Genomic DNA, 16,368 nt, shown 5'->3' on the forward strand with positions numbered 1-16,368 from the left:
CTCCTTGTGGCTGACTTCTTGGGGTTCGCCGGAACCTGACAGGTCCGGCGATTCGCCGCCCGGGAGAGTTCGAGGCCGAGTGGGCCGGGACACACGGGCGCGCAGCTTGCATAGTAACCGCAGCAGCTGAGCCGCCCAAAAGACGATCACCGGCCAGGTGCCCGGCAAGATCGCGCAGGTGGTCGGGGTGGCGGGATTTGAACCCACGGCCTTCCGCTCCCAAAGCGGACGCGCTACCAAGCTGCGCCACACCCCGTCTGGTGCGACACGTAGGGTACATGCCCGCAGGCCGCCTGACCGCCGCTTTTGTGGAGCCGGAGGAGTGGACGGGGGGCGCGCGCCGGGAAGGGGTGTGCGGGCGGGGGTGCCGACCCGCTACGATGCGTGCAGTGCCGCGGTCGGCTGACCTGCGGCGCGTCCTGTGCGGGCGTAGCTCAATGGTAGAGCCCCAGTCTTCCAAACTGGCTACGCGGGTTCGATTCCCGTCGCCCGCTCTGTACGGCGAAGGCCCGGGTGAGAGGCGAGATCCCCTCCCCGGGCCTTCCGCGTTCCCGGACGCCGTCGAGCGCGCCCCGCTCCGCCGGTCGCACATTTGTTCTGGTCGGATGGCCGTCCCGGTCGTACGGCGCCCGGCGCACCCGTCGCCGCCGCGCCGGTCCCCGGCCGGCCTCCGGACGCTCCCGCCCCGTCGGCCCGCCGTGCCCGCGCGCACGGGAAGTCACCTCAGAAACTGATCGAATTGATCGTGTCCGCAAGGGAGTTGAGGAAACGATTGATCGACGGCGCCATACCGGTGGAGGCGAGGAAGAAGCCGAAGAGGATGGCGACTATGGCGGGACCCGCCTTGATGCTCCCTCCCCGGATGAGCACCACCAGGATGATCGCCAACAGCAGCACCACTGACAGTGAAATCGCCACGACTGATCACACACCCTCGGTTAGGTCCGCTCTCCCGAGACCATCGTGCCACCAACAAGCCCTCGTCATGCGACCGGTGACGCATCATCGCGGCCCACGACCGGGGAGGGGCGCGCCGCACAACAATTCGAGGCCCTACGCGCACCGGGAATTGAGGAGGTTCGTTTCCCTCTCCACACAACGCCTGCGCAGGTAATTCGAATTGCGGACACAGCCGGGCAACGAGACACCCACAACCGGCGGTATGTACCTTTTAGTCGGGATGAATCGTGACATCCGGGGCACCTGTGAGACACAAGACACCGCCGACGACGTCAAGTTCGCCGAATCTCGGGGTAGCCGCGAGCAATAAAGCAGGAATGACCTCGCCTGTTTTACGCATGCGCACACGCGACGCTAAGGTGCCTCAAATGTTCCACGCCGCCTCGTCTCTCGTTCCGAGCCCCCGCTCACCCCAGAACCAGAACGATCCGCACGACCAGTCCCGGGACAGATCCGCCGACCAGCCGTCCGCACGGCCGGCCGCACGGCGTGACGCGTTCTTCGACAACGCCAAATACCTGGCGATCGTGCTGGTGGCGGTGGCCCATTCCTGGGAGCCGCTCAAGGGTGACAGCCGGGTGCTGCAGGCGGCGTACATGATCGTGTACGCGTTCCACATGCCGGCGTTCATCATCATCTCCGGGTTCTTCTCCCGCAGTTTCGACGGCAGCCCCGCCCGGATGAAGAGGCTGGTCACCGGGGTCGTCGTACCGTACGTCGTCTTCGAGACCGCCTACTCGCTCTTCAAGCGCTACGCCGACCACAGCCCCGACCAGGAGATCAGCCTCCTCGACCCCTACTACCTGACGTGGTTCCTGATCGCGCTGTGCGTCTGGCGGCTCACCACCCCGCTCTGGACGTCCCTGCGGCATCCGCTGCCCGTCGCGCTCGGCATCGCCATGCTGGCCTCCGTCAGCCCCGAGATCGGTGACGACCTGGACCTCCAGCGCGTCCTGCAGTTCCTGCCGTTCTTCGTCCTCGGCCTGAGCCTGAAGCCGGAGCACTTCCGGCTGGTGCGCCGCCGCTCGGTGCGGATCGCGGCGGTGCCGGTGTTCGCCTTCGCCCTGGCCTTCGCCTGGTGGGCGGTGCCCCGGATGAACGGCGCGTGGTTCTACCACCGTGACTCCGCGCAGGAGCTGGTCTCACCCTGGTGGGTGGGACCCGTCATGCAGCTCGCCCTGTTCAGCTGCTCGCTGCTGCTGACCGCCTGCTTCTTCTCCTGGGTGCCGGGCCGCACGATGTGGTTCACCGCGCTCGGCGCGGGCACCCTGTACGGCTATCTGCTGCACGGCTTCCTCATCAAGGGCGCGGACTATCGTGGTCTGTTCGACCACGCTCCGCTGCACGGCCCGGCCGGGGAGATCGCCGTGAGTGTCGCGGTCGCCGTGGCGGTCACGCTGCTGTGCACCTCGCCGGTGCGGCGGGTGTTCCGGGGTGTGATGGAGCCGAGGATGGAGTGGGCGTTCCGGAAGGACCCCGTGCGGGTGGCGCAGGCGCGCGAGCGGGTCTCCGCCTAGCCGGGCACGAGCCGGCCCGCCTGGACAAGCGGTGGGGGCCGCCGGTCGGGGCCGCCGGTGGGGGGGCTGCGCGTCGGCGGGTGCGGGTTGTCCGTGGCCCGCCGCGCCCCCGTGGTGCCGGCCGTGGCCGGCCGGGCCTCGGATCAGTCGCCCTTCAGGTGGGTCATCAGTTCCTCGAAGTCCTTCCAGGCCGACAGGTCGGACGGGTTGCCCGGGAGCGGGTAGTAGAGGGCCGGGCGGGTCTTCGGGCCCAGTTCGCGGGGCTTCTCGCGGAGGGGGGTCCGCCTCGCCCGGTCGCCCGGCATGGTGCGGACCTCCTCGGCGCCCAGGACGAAGGCGTACGGCACCCCCGGGCCCTCGAAGCGCGGCGGGACCGAGAGGTCGCGGCGGGCCCTGCGGACCTGGATGAGCATCGACTGCAGGTCGTGGCGGGTGGCCAGGGCCTCCGCCGCCGCCATGACGGTCGCGTCCGAGGGGACCTCCTCCCCCGGCCCGTAGCCGAAGGCCAGCGTGACGTCCTCCTCCACGCCCCCCTTCGTCCGGGAGATCCGCACCGTCGCCAGGCCCGGCCGCTCCGGTGCGCCGACGACGACCAGCCACGTCGGCTCCGGGGACCGCTCGTACGCCACGTCCGTGACCTGCCGCAGCGACCAGGGCAGGTTGGCGGGTTCCTCGGTGCCCCAGCCGGCCGGCGGCTCACCGGTGATCTCCCGCCAGACCGTTTCCAGGGCGCCGCCGAGGACCAGCCGCTCGTCGGCCGGGTGGACGCAGCGGAAGGAGATGGCCAGCTGGCGCTCGCCGGAGTCGGCGATCTGCCGGGTGAAGGTCTCGGCGACGGGAGTGCGCGGGTCCTCGGGCGTCGCCTCCGGTGACTCGACCGTCACGAACAGCCCGTTCGCCCAGTGCAGGACGGCACCGGACAGACCGTCGTAGTACCCGCACTTCTCGTCCTGCACCACCCAGCGCGAGGGCCAGCCCGGCAGCGCGCCGCGGACCGCGGGCGAGAGCCGGGTGCCGGCCGGGGTCACGATCTGCAAACCGAGCTGCGCGTTCGCGGCCGCCCGGAAGGTGTCCGCGAGCCAGGCGGTCATCGCGACCACCGGACGGTCCTGGATCACCACGGCGACCTTGTCGGTGAGCACGTCGACGGCGGGCTGCGCGGCGGCCGGCACCGGTACGGCGGTCATCCCCTCGGTGTCGACCACGGCGAGCGAGCCGGCGGCCGCGCGCGGCCAGGCCGTGCCGCCGACCAGCGTGGCGATCCGGGCCGCGAAGGTCCCCGCGAGCGCCTCGGCCTCCTTCACCCCGGTGGTGGCGCGGGCCTCGGTCCACCAGTACGGGACCTCCGGCTCGTCGGCGCCGAGCAGCCGCTGCGCCTCTCCCCGTACCTGCACCAGCAGGGGGGCCTCGACGGAGAGCAGGGGGCGGCCCTGCTCGTCGTGCAGCCGGACCAGCGCGCCGTCCGCCTCCGCGCCGACCAGTTTGTCCGGGCCGCCGGAGAGCAGGCCCGCGATCACGCTCAGCGGGTCGGGCATCTTCTTCGTGAGCGCGACGACGTCCTTCGTCATGGTCCCTCTACCTCGTCCCCGCGTAGACGGTCTGGATCAGTCGGTTCGGCTCGCCCCTGCGGACCAGCACACCGCGGCCGGGCGGCTGCTGGGAGGCGTACACCCCGGTGAAGAGCTGGCCCTCGCTGCGGTCGCCGGACATCACCAGCGCCGCGGCGCCCGACTCGCGCAGGCCCATCATCAGCGGCTCGTACAGACCGCGGGAGGCGCCCGCGACGCGCCGGGTGAGGACGAAGTGCAGGCCGATGTCCTGGGCCGAGGGGATGTACGGCACGAAGGGCGCGAGCGGCTGCTGGCCGGCCGTGGTGAGGACGTCGTAGTCGTCGACCAGGATCACGATCCGCGGGCCGGAGAAGCTGCCCGGCTCCAGGTCGGAGCCGTCCGTGCTCTCGTCGGGCAGCCGCTTGTCCAGCTCCGTGGCGATGCCCGCCGCGAGGCCGCCGGCCAGCTTGGCGTTGTAGGCGTAACCGCCCCGGTACTCCTCCGGGATGGCGCCGCGCAGACCGCGCCGGGGGTCCATGACGCCGAACACCAGCTCGTCGTCGCCGTAGCGCTCCATGAGGCCCTGGGCGATCACCTTCAGCAGGTTGGTCTTGCCGCACTCGCTGTCGCCCATGATCAGCAGGTGCTGGTCGTGGTGGAACAGGTCGAGCATGACCGGCGCCAGCCGCGTCTGGTCCAGGGCGATCGCGACGCGGCGCGGCTCGGCGGCCGGGCCGGGCAGCATGTGCGGTTCCAGGACGTGCGGGAGCACCCGGACGGGCTGGGCGACCTCGCCGGTCCAGGTGGCGCGCACGGTCCTGGCGGTGCGCTCCAGGACCGCGCCGAGGTCGGCGGTGTCGGCCAGGCCGTCCGTGCGGGGCAGGGCGACCTGGGCGAAGAGCTTGCCGTCGGTGAGGACGCGGCCCTTCTCCTCGGGCGCGAGGGTCTGGGCGAGCTTGCGCTCGATGCTGGACTCGCTCGGGTCGTTCAGCCGCAGCTCGACCCGGGTGCCGAACTGGGACTGGGTGGCGATGCGCACGTCGTTCCAGCGCAGCATGCCCGCGACGACGTGGATGCCGTAGCCGCCGCCGCGCTTGAGGATGTCGACGACCGCGTCGTCCAGTTCCTCGAAGTCGTCGCGCAGGGCGCCGAAGCCGTCGATGAGCAGCACGATCTCGGTGGAGGCCAGCTCGGGCAGCCGGCCCGCGGCGCGCAGCGTGCGCAGCTGCTCCAGCGAGTCGATGTTGTGGACGCGGAAGAGTTCCTCGCGCTGGTCGAGCATGACGCGCACGGAGTCGATGGTGCGGGCGGCGCGCTCGCGGTCGGCCCGGCCGGCGACCCCGCCGACGTGGGGCAGGCCGGACAGTGCCTGGAGGCCGCCGCCGACCAGGTCGAGGCCGTAGACGCCGACCTCCTGCGGGGTGTGCGTCAGCGCCAGGGACAGGGCGAGGGTGCGCAGCAGCGTGGTCTTGCCGGACTGCGGTCCGCCGATGACCGCCGCGTGGCCGCCCGCCATCGTCAGGTCCAGGTACCACTGGCCCTGCCACTGCTTGGTGGGGTCGTCGAGGATGCCCAGCGGCACCTGGAGCGGCCCGCGCCGCTTGGCGAGCTGGGTGCCGCGGGCGCCGACCTCCAGGGGGCCGGCCACCTTGTCGAGGGAGACTGCCTCGGGCAGCGGGGGCAGCCAGATCTGGCGTACGGGGCGGGCGCCGGCGTTCTCGATCTGTTCGACCATGACGCCCATCTCGGTGGGCCCGGTCTCCCGGCGCCGCATCTGCGGCTCCTGCGGCGCGGCGCTCTCCTCCTGGCCGAGGGTGTTGTAGGCGTCGTACTCCAGGGCGAGCGGTCCGGTGTCCTCCTCCTCGCGGCGCACCGGGCCGCTGTAGGCGCCGGAGACGTAGCCGGCCTTGAACCGCTCGTAGTGGCTGGTGTCGACCTTGAGGTAGCCGAAGCCGGGCAGCGGCGGCAGGTGGAAGGCGTCGGTGGTGTCGAGGACCGTGCGGGACTCGTCGGGGGAGAAGGTGCGCAGGCCGAGCCGGTACGACAGATAGGTGTCCAGGCCCTTCAGCTTGCCGCCCTCGATGCGCTGGCTGGACAGCAGCAGGTGCACGCCGATGGAGCGGCCGATCCGGCCGATGGACAGGAACAGGTCGATGAAGTCCGGCTTGGCGGTGAGGAGTTCACCGAACTCGTCGATCACCACGAAGAGGTGCGGGAGGGGATCGAGGTCGGGGCGCTTCTCGGCGCGCAGGGCGGCGTAGTGGCCGATGTCGGCGACGTTCCCGGCGTCCTTGAGGACCTGCTGGCGGCGCTTGACCTCGCCGGCCAGCGAGGCGTGCACGCGCTCGACGAGCCCGGCCTGGTTCTCCAGGTTGGTGATCACGCCGGCCACGTGCGGGAGGTCCGCGAAGGGGGCGAAGGTGGCGCCGCCCTTGTAGTCGACGAGGACCATGGCGAGGTCCTCCGGCGGATGGGTGGCGACCAGGGCGAGGACCAGGGTGCGCAGCAGTTCGGACTTGCCGGAACCGGTGGCGCCGACGCACAGGCCGTGCGGGCCCATGCCCAGTTCGGAGGACTCCTTGAGGTCGAGGAGCACGGGGTCGTGGGAGTCGCTGACGCCGATGGGCACGCGCAGGAACGCCCGCTCGCCGCGCGGCGCCCACAGCCGGGACAGGTCGAGGTCGGCGACGTCGTCGATGCCGAGCAGTTCGGCGAAGTCGACGGGGCCGCTGAGCGGGGCGTCGGCGGCCATCGAGTCGGCGGACAGCCTGAGCGGCGCCAGCATCCTGGCGAAGCCCTCGGCGAAGGGGACGCCGATCTCGTCGACGGTTCCGTGCGCGCCGATGGGCTCGGCCTCGCGCAGGTCCTCGATGGCGATCCGCTCGCCGTCGACGGTGATGCGCACCCCCACGCTGCCGGGCTCCTGCACCCGTTCGTCGAGCAGGTGCAGGATGGTGACGCCCATCTCCCGCAGTCCCACGGCGTCGTCGGGGCGGGGCAGGTCGACGGCGTCGTCGCCGTGCGCGTCGGCGACGACCAGCAGCCGGGAGGTCATGGCGAGGGCGTCCTTGCCGGACAGGCCGCGGCGCACCTCGGCCGCGTAGGAGGCGCGGCGGCGCAGCTCGGGGCCGATCTGCCGGGCCAGCTGGGGCACGGAGGGCGCGATGCGGCGGGCGGCCACGGGGCCGTCGAACTGCTCGGGGTCGAGCAGGTGGGGCAGCCACTTGGCCCACTCCCAGTCGGCGATCCGGTCGCCGGGCGCGGCGAGCGCGAACGCCACGTCGTCCGGGGCGTGCGTCGCGGCGGCCTGGACGAGCAGCGCGCGGGCGACCCGGAGGGTGTCCTCGCGGTCACCGATGACGCTGATGTTGCCGACGCGGTCCAGCGGCACGGTGAGCGGGAGGTCGGTGCCGGTGCGGAAGCGGACCATCAGCGCGGACGCCTCGTTCAGCATGAACTGGTCCGGCGGGGTGAGCACGGACGAGCCCTGCTGACCGACCTTCAGGTCCCGCACGGGCATCTCGCCGGTGCCGACGCGGACCCGCAGGAAGTCGCCGTCGAGGCGCCTGCGCTCCCACAGCCGGGCCGGGTCGCGGACGATGTCGTACAGCGCGTCCGGCGCCGGGTTGAGCACCTGGGCGGTCTCCGCGCGCTCGCGCTCCTCCTTGGACAGTTCCTCGCGCAGGTCCTCCAGGTAGGCCAGGTAGGCCTCGCGCTGGGTGCGGCGGGTGCGCTGGGCCTTGCCGCGCTGGGAGAAGACCAGGGCGAGGGAGCCGACGAGGGTGACGACGAGGATGATCGCGCCGAGCCCGGCGAACTGGCTGTTGCGCACGACCGTCATCATCACGACGGAGGACATCACGCCGGCCACGGGCAGCAGCGAGGTGGCGATGGAACCCGCCTTGCCCTCGGGCAGGTTGGGCGGGGCCTCTATGGTGCGCGGCTCGGGGGCGGCCGGCGGACGGGTGGTGCGCGCCGGGCGGTGGATCAGTCGGGTACTCATCGTCCTGTCCTTCGTGGGGTCCCTTCGAGGTGGTTCAACGGCGCTTCTGGGACAGTTCGAAGACCTCGGCGGCCAGCCGGGTGGCGGCCAGCCGGGTCGGGCGGGCGAGCAGATCGGTGCGGATGGCGCCGCCCGCGGCGAGATGACGGTCGTACGGCAGGACGCGGACGCTCGCGCCGGTCGACTTCAGCTGTTCGGCCGCCTTGTCCAGGTCGAGGCCGGAGTGCGGGGCGGTCTCGGTGAGCACGACCACGGTCGTGGTGGTGATGTCCCGGGGCAGGCCGCGCATCCACTCCAGGACCGAGCGGGTGCTGGCGATGCCCTCCAGGGTCGCGGGCGCGCTGAGCACGCGGGCCTGGGCGGCGGACAGCGCGGTGCGGGCCACCTCGGCGGGCAGGGTCTCGCAGTCGACGACGGTCACCCCGAAGTAGCGGCGCAGCGAGACCATGACCCGCTCGTAGCCCTTGGTGTCGAGCATCGCGCCGACCTGTCCCTGACTGCCGGGCAGCAGCCAGGCGTTCTCCGGGAGCTGGACCAGGTATCCGGTGATGTCCAGCAGTGACATCTGCGGTTCGACGAGGGCGGCGAGGTCGCCGGTGGTCCAGCGCAGGCTCTCCGCGCCGAGCCGGAGCGGCAGCGAGCCGAGCGCCGGGTCGGCCTCGACGAGCAGCACCGGGTCCTGGCGGTAGTGGGCGTAGGTGGCGCCGAGCAGGGCGGCGATCGTGGTCTTGCCGGAGCCGCCGCGGATGGAGGTCACGGCGATCTGCCGGCCGGTGGTCACCGGCCGCTGGAGCATTTCGGCGGTCGCGGTGGTCTCGGCGACCTCGCGCGCGGCGGAGGAGGAGACGGTACGGCGTACGGCGCGCAGTGCACGGGCGGCGAACGGTTCGCCGCGGCGGGGCTTGAGACCGGCGGCGGCGAGCCGCTTGTCCAGGACGGGACGGGTGTCGGGGGCGGCGCGCCGCGCCGCGGCGCCCTGGGGGGCCGGCTGCGCGGGTGCCTGCGCGTGCTGCTCGGCGTACGGCTGCGCGTGCTGCTCGGCGTACGGCTGCGCGTGCTGCTCGGCGTACGGCTGCTGCGCGTACGGGGCGGCCTGGGCGGGGTACGGCTGCTGGGCCGCGGGGTCCTGGTACGGCTGCTGCGGTTGCCGGGCCGAGGGGTCGGCGTACGGCTGCCGGGCCTGCTGCGCCTCGGGGTCGGCGTACGGCTGCTGGGGATAGCCGTATCCCGGTGTTCCCGTCTGTGCGGGCTGCTGCTGGGGGTACCCGTACGCGGGTGCCGGCTGCTGGTGCGGGTAGCCGTATCCCGGCGTCTCCGCCTGGGCGTTCTGCGCGGGTACGCCCGGCTGCGGTGCCTGCCCCGGTGCGGGGTCGTCGCCCTGTCCCGTCGCGGGCGCGGGCCGCTGAGGTGCCGCGCCGCCCCTCAGGTCGCGCAGCACGTCGTTCTGCCAGTTCTCACCGCTCGGCATGTCGCCCTTCTCCCTTGCGTCGGACTCCCGCCCGGAGTACCGACGCGTAGTCCCTCAGACCTCAGAACTTGTCGAGCAGTTGCCCGTAGATGCCGAACACGCCGACGGCCAGCGGGAACAGCCCGATCACGCCGAAGGACTCGATGAGATCGGCCAGCCGGCGCAGCCGGATCCGCACGTGCTCGGGCGGTTCGATCGCGAGGACCAGCAGCGGCAGCACCGCGGCGGCCCCCAGCAGGGCCAGCGCGCCGGCGCCCCCCGCGTGGTCCAGCCACAGCACCGCGAGGCGTACGACGAGCACGGCCGCCGCCGCGAACAGCGCCACGACCTCCGCGACCAGCGGGAAGGCCCGGGCCCGGGACAGCAGCACCACGGCGGTGAGCGAGGCCAGGGTCACCGTCCACGCGGTCGGCGTGTCGGCGGTGGTCAGCAGCCAGCCGCCGGCGGCGGCCGAGGCGGCGGTGACCACGGTGGCCAGGGCGAGCCCGCGGTGCGTGGCGGCGAGCGCGTTGGAGACCTGGTGACGGCTCACCGACACGCCCGAGGACCGGCGGTCGTCCAGGCCGGTGAGCCCGGAGGCCATCAGCGCGAGCCGCGGCAGCAGGCCGAGCAGCACCACGGAGAACACGGTCATCACGGCGCCGAGCCGGTCCGGCCGGTCCTGCACGGCGGCGACGGCCTCCCAGACGGCGGCCATGGCGACGGCCGCGCCGGCGCCGATGAGTCCGCCCCGGCCGAGGGGCGAGAAGTAGGCGAGCAGCACCAGGGTGAGCACCGACGCGGCGACCACACCGGCCAGCCTTGCCTCGCCCGACCAGTCGTAGGCGTCCGCCGCGGTCCACGCGGTGAGCAGTCCGAGGCCGCCGGAGGCGAACAGCAGCGCGGTGGCGAGCCCGAGGTTGCCCTCGCCGATCTTCGCGACGACCGCACCGGCCAGCAGGAACGCCACGGTGGCGACCGCGAGCGCGGTGGTGACGGACTCCAGCGCGAACTCGCGCCGGGCCAGTACGGCGGCGGCCACGGCGAAGACGACGGTGGCGACCCCGGCGCTGACCCGGCGCGCGGCCGGGCGCCAGCGCCAGGAGCGCAGGTCGAGGTCGTCGGCGACCTGGTCGGTCACATCGTGCACCACCGGCGCGGGGGGCGCGGCGTGCGCCCGCACCAGCTGCAGCACGGCGCCGTCGGCCACCTCAGCCGAGGACAGCGTGGCGTCGTTCGGCAGCACCGAGCCGTCGGAGGTGACCAGTTGCCGCGTGGTCGGCCGGGTGGCGACCCGGTCGTCGAGCAACCGCAGTATGTCGGGGAGCAGTTGACCGATCGGCGTGTCCGACGGCAGGACGAGGTCGGCGCGTCGCCGTTCACCGATCAGGGTGATACGGCTGAGCTGGGTCCGAGACGTCGTTGCAGTGCTCACCACTCACCGGAACCTATCATCGCGTCATTTCGGCCACAGGCCTGATATGCCATGCACCCGTCACCCTTGCTCGTCCTCTTCACTGCTTCTCCCCCTTGGCGCCGGTGGACGGGCTGCTGCTGCTCGCGGGGTCGTACAGCTGCTCCTGCTGCTGCCGCTGCTTCTCCTGCTCGGCCTTCTGTTTCGCCAGCGTGGCCTGCAGGAAGGACCAGCCGACGCAGCCGGCGCAGAGCACGGCCGCGATCGCGATGCCCGCGAACACCTTGCCGAGCCGCTCGTCCAGGGTGCGCCGGCCGCGCTGGGTGCCGAACAGCAGCGCGTCGCGCATCCGGCGCCGCCGCACCGCCACCGACTCCAGCAGCTGGCTGTCGTAGTCCCGTGCCATTAGTCGTCGTCCTGTGCGTAGCTTTTGATGGGCCGTCAGTCGTGCGGGGTGAGGCCGAGGTACTGCCTCATGGCGCTGTACTTCCGCTCGAGTCGCCGTGCGGTGACCTCGTCGAGCACGGCGAGCCGGTCCGGGTCGGCGTTGTGCGCGAGGTCGGCCGCCTTGACCAGCCGGGCGCCCGGCGTCCCCAGGATCCTCCCCGCGTACGCCTCGGGCGACTCACCGGACCGCTTGGTCACGGCGCGCACGACGTCCTTGGTCCGCTGGTCGAGGTCGGCCGTCTCCAGCCACTCCTCGCTCAGCACCCCGTCCTCCACGGCGTCGTGCAGCCAGGCCGCGGCGACGAGTTCCTCGCCCCCGCCCCGGGCACGCACGCCCTCGGCGACGGCCCGCAGATGCTCGGTGTACGGCCGTCCGGCCTTGTCCGTCTGCTCCGCGTGCGCGGCGCACGCGACGGCCTCGACCTCGGCGAGGCTCATCCTCACGGCGCGCGCCTCCCCCGGTGCCCGTGCTGCGGCATGCAAACTCCCCCTTACTTTGCCCGTGCAACATAAGGCACGGGAGGCGGGGGCGTACACCCGGGGTGCGGGTCGTTCCCCCGGGCCGCCTCCGTCACGAGCCCTGCGTGAGCCCGGTGACGATCATGAACAGGATCCACAGCACCGGAACGAGCGCGATGTACGCGAGCGGGCGCCGGTGCACGGGCACGCCGGGGTCGACCTGCTGCCCGTGCTGCCCCGGTGCCGGCGCCTGCAGCTTCTTCACCTTGCGGGCGACGACCAGGTTGTGGATGACCGTGAACGGCGTGAACAGGAACAGCGAGAACGGACTCCACCAGCCCTGCCACAGCGTCCGCGTGGTCAGCTCCCGGTACACCCCGAGCCCGCAGGTCGCGCACATCATGCCGCTCTGCTTCCCGAAGGTCATGAGGATCAGGATCCCCCGGTGGGCCCGGAAGGTGACGTGGACGGCGGGAGAACCTCCACAGAACATGCACGCGGGGGCGGGCGGTTGGGGGTGACCGGGGTGGGCGCCGTACCCCGGCTGCCCCTGTTGGGCCGGGTACCCGTACGGGGCCCCCTGCTGGGGCGGCACGGGCGCCGTCTGCGGGTACCCCTGCTGCGGCACCGGCGCGGTCTGCGGGTAACCACCCTGCTGGGCGTAGGGGTTGGGGCCGGCCTGCGGGACGGGGGCGGCGTAGGGGTTGCCCTGGGGCGGGGTGGTCATGGGGTGGGTGTTCTCCGTAGTTGATCGTGTTGCCGACGGTGTGCCGGGCGGGCGGGCTGCGGTCTAGTCGCCGTCGGCGACTCGCTCCTTGAGGGCAGCCAGGGACGGGGCCTCGGTGAGGGAGCCGGGCACGGCGTGGCTCAGCTTGTTGTCGTTCGCGCCCTGTGCCAGCTCGGCGAGCAGAGCCGTGGGCGCGAGACCCCGGGCCTTGCCGCCGCGCAGCGCCCGCAGCCAGGACGCTCCGGCGTTCACCGCGCGCGCCGGAAGCCCCGGCGGCACCACCCATCCGGCCGCGTCGTCGCTGTCGTTGGCCCAGACGTACCCGATCACGGTGCCCGTCTCGTCGGCGACGCTCAGGTGCGCGACCGGACCACCGGTCTGCCGGCTGTACCTCGGGGGGGCGTCCACCTCCGTGAACGGCAGGTCCTCGGCGAAGCGCGGGTTGATCGGTCGTTCACTGCTCATGACGTCCACATTCCTTTGACTCTCCCTGTTCCGCTACGAGGCTACGACCTCGGCAGAACCTCCCCGTAGACGTGCCACTTCCCGTCCGCCTCGTCCAGGAAGACGCGCGTCACCCGGTACTTGCTGCCGCGGGCGAGGAGCAGTTCCCGTTCACCGGGGTACTTGGACAGATGGTCCAGCCAGAGCGCGGGCGTGCCCTCCGGCACCCGCAGGTGCATGTACACGGGCTTCTGGTCGAAGGGGGGCGGCGGCCCCTCGCCCAGGGCCGTGGACGTGTACGCCTTGTCGTCGAAGACCCGGCCTTCCATGTCCAGTGGCGAATCCAGGTTGAGGTGATCGATTCCCGTGCCGCGGACGACCATGATGTTCTCGGGCACGGGACGGGTCCCCATGACCTTGTCCATCTCGTCGATGGTGTGCAGGATCGAGTCGGGCACGTCGTTGCCGAAGCGCAGATGGCCGTTGATGTCGTCGTAGGCGTGGCCGGTGTAGGTGACCAGCGAGTCCCTCGACTCGGTGGAGAGGCCGTCCAGGAAGTCGTTCCAGTAGGCGTTGCCGTAGTCCCACCCCGCCTTGTTGCTGACGCTGGGTGTGGGGTTCGTGCCGTGCGCCAGCTCGGCCTGGGCGACGGCGTGCTTCTCGGCATCCGTCAGCCCGTCGAAGTCGTCCCCGGACACGAGCGGCTTGTACTCGAACGGCTCGCCGGCCCCGGGGTGCCCCGGGAGGTCCACGTCCGGGTGGCCCGAGGTGACCGGGACGTCGGTGCCGTGGTGGGCGCCGGTGTCCAGGGCACCGTCGCCGACGTCCACGTGGTCCCACGCGCCCGCGTGGTCCCCCGTGTGCGCCGCGTCGTCCGTGTGCCCGGCGCCGTGCGAGGCGTCGTCGGCGTGGCCCGCGCCGTGCGAGCCGCCGTGCGCGCCGTCGTGCGGGTGCCCGGCCGGGGTGTCGTGGCCCGTGCCGTGCGGTACGTCGGTGCCGTGGCCGCCGGTGTGAGGGGTGGCCGCCGGTGCGTCGTGCGGGATCGTGGCCGGGACGTCGTGCGTCGCAGCGGTCGCCGGGGTGTCGTGGTACCAGGCCGACGGGGTCGTACCGGAGTGCGCGCCCGCGGAGACCGCGTCGCCGGTGCTGTGCGGGACACCGCCGTAGATGCCGTCCGACGTGGCGTGCGCGCCGCCGGTGTAGGTACCGCCGCCCGTGCCGGTGCCCGTGGAGTGCGGCGTCCCGCCGTAGATCCCGTCGCTCGTCGCGTGCGCCCCGGCGTACGCCCCGGTGTCGGCCGTGTGGGCCGCGCCCGCGTACGACGGTGTCGCGTCGGGCGCCTGGATCGTCCAGTGGGACGGGAGCCCGGAGGACGTCTGGTACGACGCCGGCGCGGTCTCGTGCGGAACCGGCGTGGTGTCGATCGTGCCGTCGGGCGAGACCAGGTTGCCGTTCGGCTCCAGGACGCGGCCGTCGGGAAGGTGGACCGAACCGTCGGGGAGCGTGGGCATCTCGACCTTGCCGAGGCCCTTGAGGCCCTTGGCGATGTCGCCGATCTTCGACAGGCCCGCGCCGGCGCCCTTGGCGATGTACGTCATCGGGTCGATGACCTTGCCCGCCTTGCCCGCCACCGACAGGACCTTGGCGACCGCGCCCGCCTTGCCCGCACCGGCGGCCGCGCCACCCGCGCCGCCCGTGAAGACGGTCGTCAGGACGTTGAAGGTGACCGCTCCTGCCGCGCGGCCGGGGTTCTTGCCCCACTCGTCCCACGCCACCAGCGCCTTGCCCGTCTCCTTCATCGCCGTGCGCGAATCACGCAGCCAGGAGGGAAGCTTGTCGTCGGGCAGCAGCCAGAACGCCGTGCCGACGCCGGGGATGGAGGCGAGGGCGAGACCGGTGGCGAGCTGGGCGAGGCCCTTCCATGCCTGGCCCATCGCGTCCCAGCCGCCGAAGCCGACCAGTGTGCCGAGACCCTTGATCGTGCCCCAGATCCCGTCGACGATCAGGCCGTCCCACACGAAGGACTTCACCCAGTGGCCGACCTCGTACCAGTGGTGCTTCTCCTCCACCGGGTCGCCCCAGGGAAGCTTCGCGTTCTTGAGGTCCTCGGCGTTGAAGCCGTACTGGTCCTTGCGCTCGGACCCGTCGCCCGCGACCATCTGGGTCCCGCCCCAGATCGCGGTGATCTTGTTGTGGCAGGTCCGCTCCGCCGCCCAGAACGCGGCGACGGTGGTGGTGATGTCGTCCCGGATCTCGTTGTGCTCGTCGACCTTGTCGCCGTCGTACTCCCACTCGTCGTCGTCCTTGACGGAGTCGACGAAGGTCTGCGCCTTGGTCTTGAGCTCCTTGAGCTTGGAGACCAGGGGCCGGATCTCGGTGGCGTACGAGGAGAGGGCGGACGAGACCGTCTCGAGATCGGTGGCGAAGTCGTCGGCCCGGTCCTGCACCGGCTTGGTGGTGCCGAACAGTTGCTCCGCCTCCGGCGCCTGGTAGAACGCCGAGAGCCCCTGGAACTGGGTATGGACGTCCTTGCCCGTGTCCCGGACGTGCCCGGCGTCCTTCGTCAGGGCCGCGTGATCCAGCTCGAGCTGAGCCAAGTCACCGGTGAACTGGGGTATTTCCTCCGGCTTGATCACGCCTTGCCCGTCCCCGGCATGTCGAGCTTCGGCGCCTTCAGCGTGTTGCGCTGCGCCTCCATCGCCATCTGCTCGTCACCGTTCAAATACGCCGTCGTCGCGTCCACCACACCCTGCAACGACTTCCCAGCGCGTGCGGCGACATACGACAGATCCTTCGACGCCCGCTCCGCATACTGCGACAACGCCAACGCCACCAGACCACCCTGCGCCTGCTCACCACCCGCCGCCGGAGCATCCGCGGAAATCGTCCCCGCACTCGACGCAGCCGACGTCAGATGCTCACCGAACGCCGTCGCATGCTTCTGCAAGTCCGACGCCGTCTCCCCCGTCGTCTTCAGCACACCCGAAATACCCTGCGGCTTCAGATCCCAGCCCGGCACCCGTCAACCCCCGTTCCTCGCAACACGCGCCAAGTCCTCCGTCAGCCGATGTTGTCCACCGCGGCCTTCGCCCGCTGGATCGTCGACTGCGCCGTACCGTCGTTCTGCTCCAACGTCGACTTCAACAACCCGATGATGTTCCGCACCTCGTTCGAAGCACGGTTCCACCGCTGCTCCTTACCGTGGTACTCCTCCGCCACCCCATCCGCCGTGAAATCAGCCATCGCCGCCTTCACCTGACGATCACGCTGACCGATCACCTCCTCCAGCCGCGCCACCACCGCCTGGATGTTCCCCTGCGCATCCGCCGACGCACCCGTGTCATACGACCGACGATCCGAACCCGCACCCGCCATCACACACTCCCCGTGAGAAAGAAGA

13 protein-coding genes and 2 tRNA genes are annotated in these 16,368 nt (G+C 71.8%); 2 read left to right on the plus strand and 13 right to left on the minus strand.

Features of this window, described 5'->3' with window-relative positions; genetic code table 11:
* Positions 1-179: 179 nt before the first annotated feature.
* Positions 180-256: transfer RNA gene (locus ACFY2L_RS04920), tRNA-Pro, on the minus strand.
* 167 nt (positions 257-423) lie between these two features.
* Here ACFY2L_RS04920 and ACFY2L_RS04925 point away from each other — a divergent pair.
* A tRNA-Gly gene (locus ACFY2L_RS04925) sits at positions 424-494 on the plus strand.
* Between the two features lie 229 nt (positions 495-723).
* Here ACFY2L_RS04925 and ACFY2L_RS04930 read toward each other — a convergent pair.
* A complete protein-coding gene (locus ACFY2L_RS04930; protein WP_108999428.1) occupies positions 724-918 on the minus strand; it encodes a hypothetical protein in 195 nt (64 codons plus the stop codon).
* A 410-nt stretch (positions 919-1,328) separates the two neighbouring features.
* Here ACFY2L_RS04930 and ACFY2L_RS04935 point away from each other — a divergent pair, with 410 nt between their 5' ends.
* Positions 1,329-2,477: an acyltransferase family protein gene (locus tag ACFY2L_RS04935; protein WP_390821487.1), complete on the plus strand. Its 1,149-nt coding sequence runs from the start codon at positions 1,329-1,331 to the stop codon at positions 2,475-2,477.
* Positions 2,478-2,620: 143 nt separating this feature from the next.
* Here the strand turns inward: ACFY2L_RS04935 and ACFY2L_RS04940 are convergent, their stop codons facing one another.
* The 11 genes from ACFY2L_RS04940 to ACFY2L_RS04990 form a co-directional block, all read right to left on the minus strand.
* Complete coding sequence (locus tag ACFY2L_RS04940; RefSeq protein WP_390655275.1) at positions 2,621-4,045, minus strand: DUF6177 family protein; 1,425 nt, start codon at positions 4,043-4,045, stop codon at positions 2,621-2,623.
* Positions 4,046-4,052: 7 nt separating this feature from the next.
* Positions 4,053-8,030, minus strand: a complete 3,978-nt coding sequence (eccCa, locus tag ACFY2L_RS04945; protein WP_390821488.1) for a type VII secretion protein EccCa — start codon at positions 8,028-8,030, stop codon at positions 4,053-4,055.
* A 34-nt stretch (positions 8,031-8,064) separates the two neighbouring features.
* The gene (locus ACFY2L_RS04950) at positions 8,065-9,498 is read right to left on the minus strand and encodes a hypothetical protein (protein WP_390821489.1); all 1,434 of its coding nucleotides are present in this window, start codon (positions 9,496-9,498) and stop codon (positions 8,065-8,067) included.
* Positions 9,499-9,559: 61 nt separating this feature from the next.
* Positions 9,560-10,915 (minus strand): type VII secretion integral membrane protein EccD, encoded by a 1,356-nt coding sequence (gene eccD, locus ACFY2L_RS04955; RefSeq protein WP_390655272.1) that lies wholly within the window; start codon positions 10,913-10,915, stop codon positions 9,560-9,562.
* A 76-nt stretch (positions 10,916-10,991) separates the two neighbouring features.
* A complete protein-coding gene (locus ACFY2L_RS04960) occupies positions 10,992-11,297 on the minus strand; it encodes a hypothetical protein (RefSeq protein WP_390655271.1) in 306 nt (101 codons plus the stop codon).
* A gap of 35 nt (positions 11,298-11,332) precedes the next feature.
* Entirely contained in the window at positions 11,333-11,776 is a 444-nt protein-coding gene (locus ACFY2L_RS04965) for an HD domain-containing protein (protein ID WP_390656168.1), read from the minus strand.
* A 133-nt stretch (positions 11,777-11,909) separates the two neighbouring features.
* Complete coding sequence (locus ACFY2L_RS04970; RefSeq protein WP_390821490.1) at positions 11,910-12,524, minus strand: hypothetical protein; 615 nt, start codon at positions 12,522-12,524, stop codon at positions 11,910-11,912.
* A gap of 63 nt (positions 12,525-12,587) precedes the next feature.
* On the minus strand, positions 12,588-12,989 hold the full coding sequence (locus tag ACFY2L_RS04975; RefSeq protein ID WP_390655269.1) for a hypothetical protein: 402 nt from the start codon (positions 12,987-12,989) through the stop codon (positions 12,588-12,590).
* 41 nt (positions 12,990-13,030) lie between these two features.
* Positions 13,031-15,604 (minus strand): ADP-ribosyltransferase, encoded by a 2,574-nt coding sequence (locus ACFY2L_RS04980; RefSeq protein WP_390821491.1) that lies wholly within the window; start codon positions 15,602-15,604, stop codon positions 13,031-13,033.
* Positions 15,601-15,948, minus strand: coding sequence for a DUF6507 family protein (locus ACFY2L_RS04985; RefSeq protein ID WP_390655267.1), 348 nt, complete (start codon positions 15,946-15,948; stop codon positions 15,601-15,603). Before ACFY2L_RS04985 ends, ACFY2L_RS04980 begins: the two co-directional genes overlap by 4 nt.
* An 80-nt stretch (positions 15,949-16,028) precedes the next feature.
* The gene (locus ACFY2L_RS04990) at positions 16,029-16,343 is read right to left on the minus strand and encodes a pore-forming ESAT-6 family protein (protein ID WP_390659919.1); all 315 of its coding nucleotides are present in this window, start codon (positions 16,341-16,343) and stop codon (positions 16,029-16,031) included.
* Between the last annotated feature and the right edge of the window lie 25 nt (positions 16,344-16,368).

The organism is Streptomyces sp. NPDC001381 (genome assembly GCF_042895685.1).
Classification (GTDB): domain Bacteria; phylum Actinomycetota; class Actinomycetes; order Streptomycetales; family Streptomycetaceae; genus Streptomyces.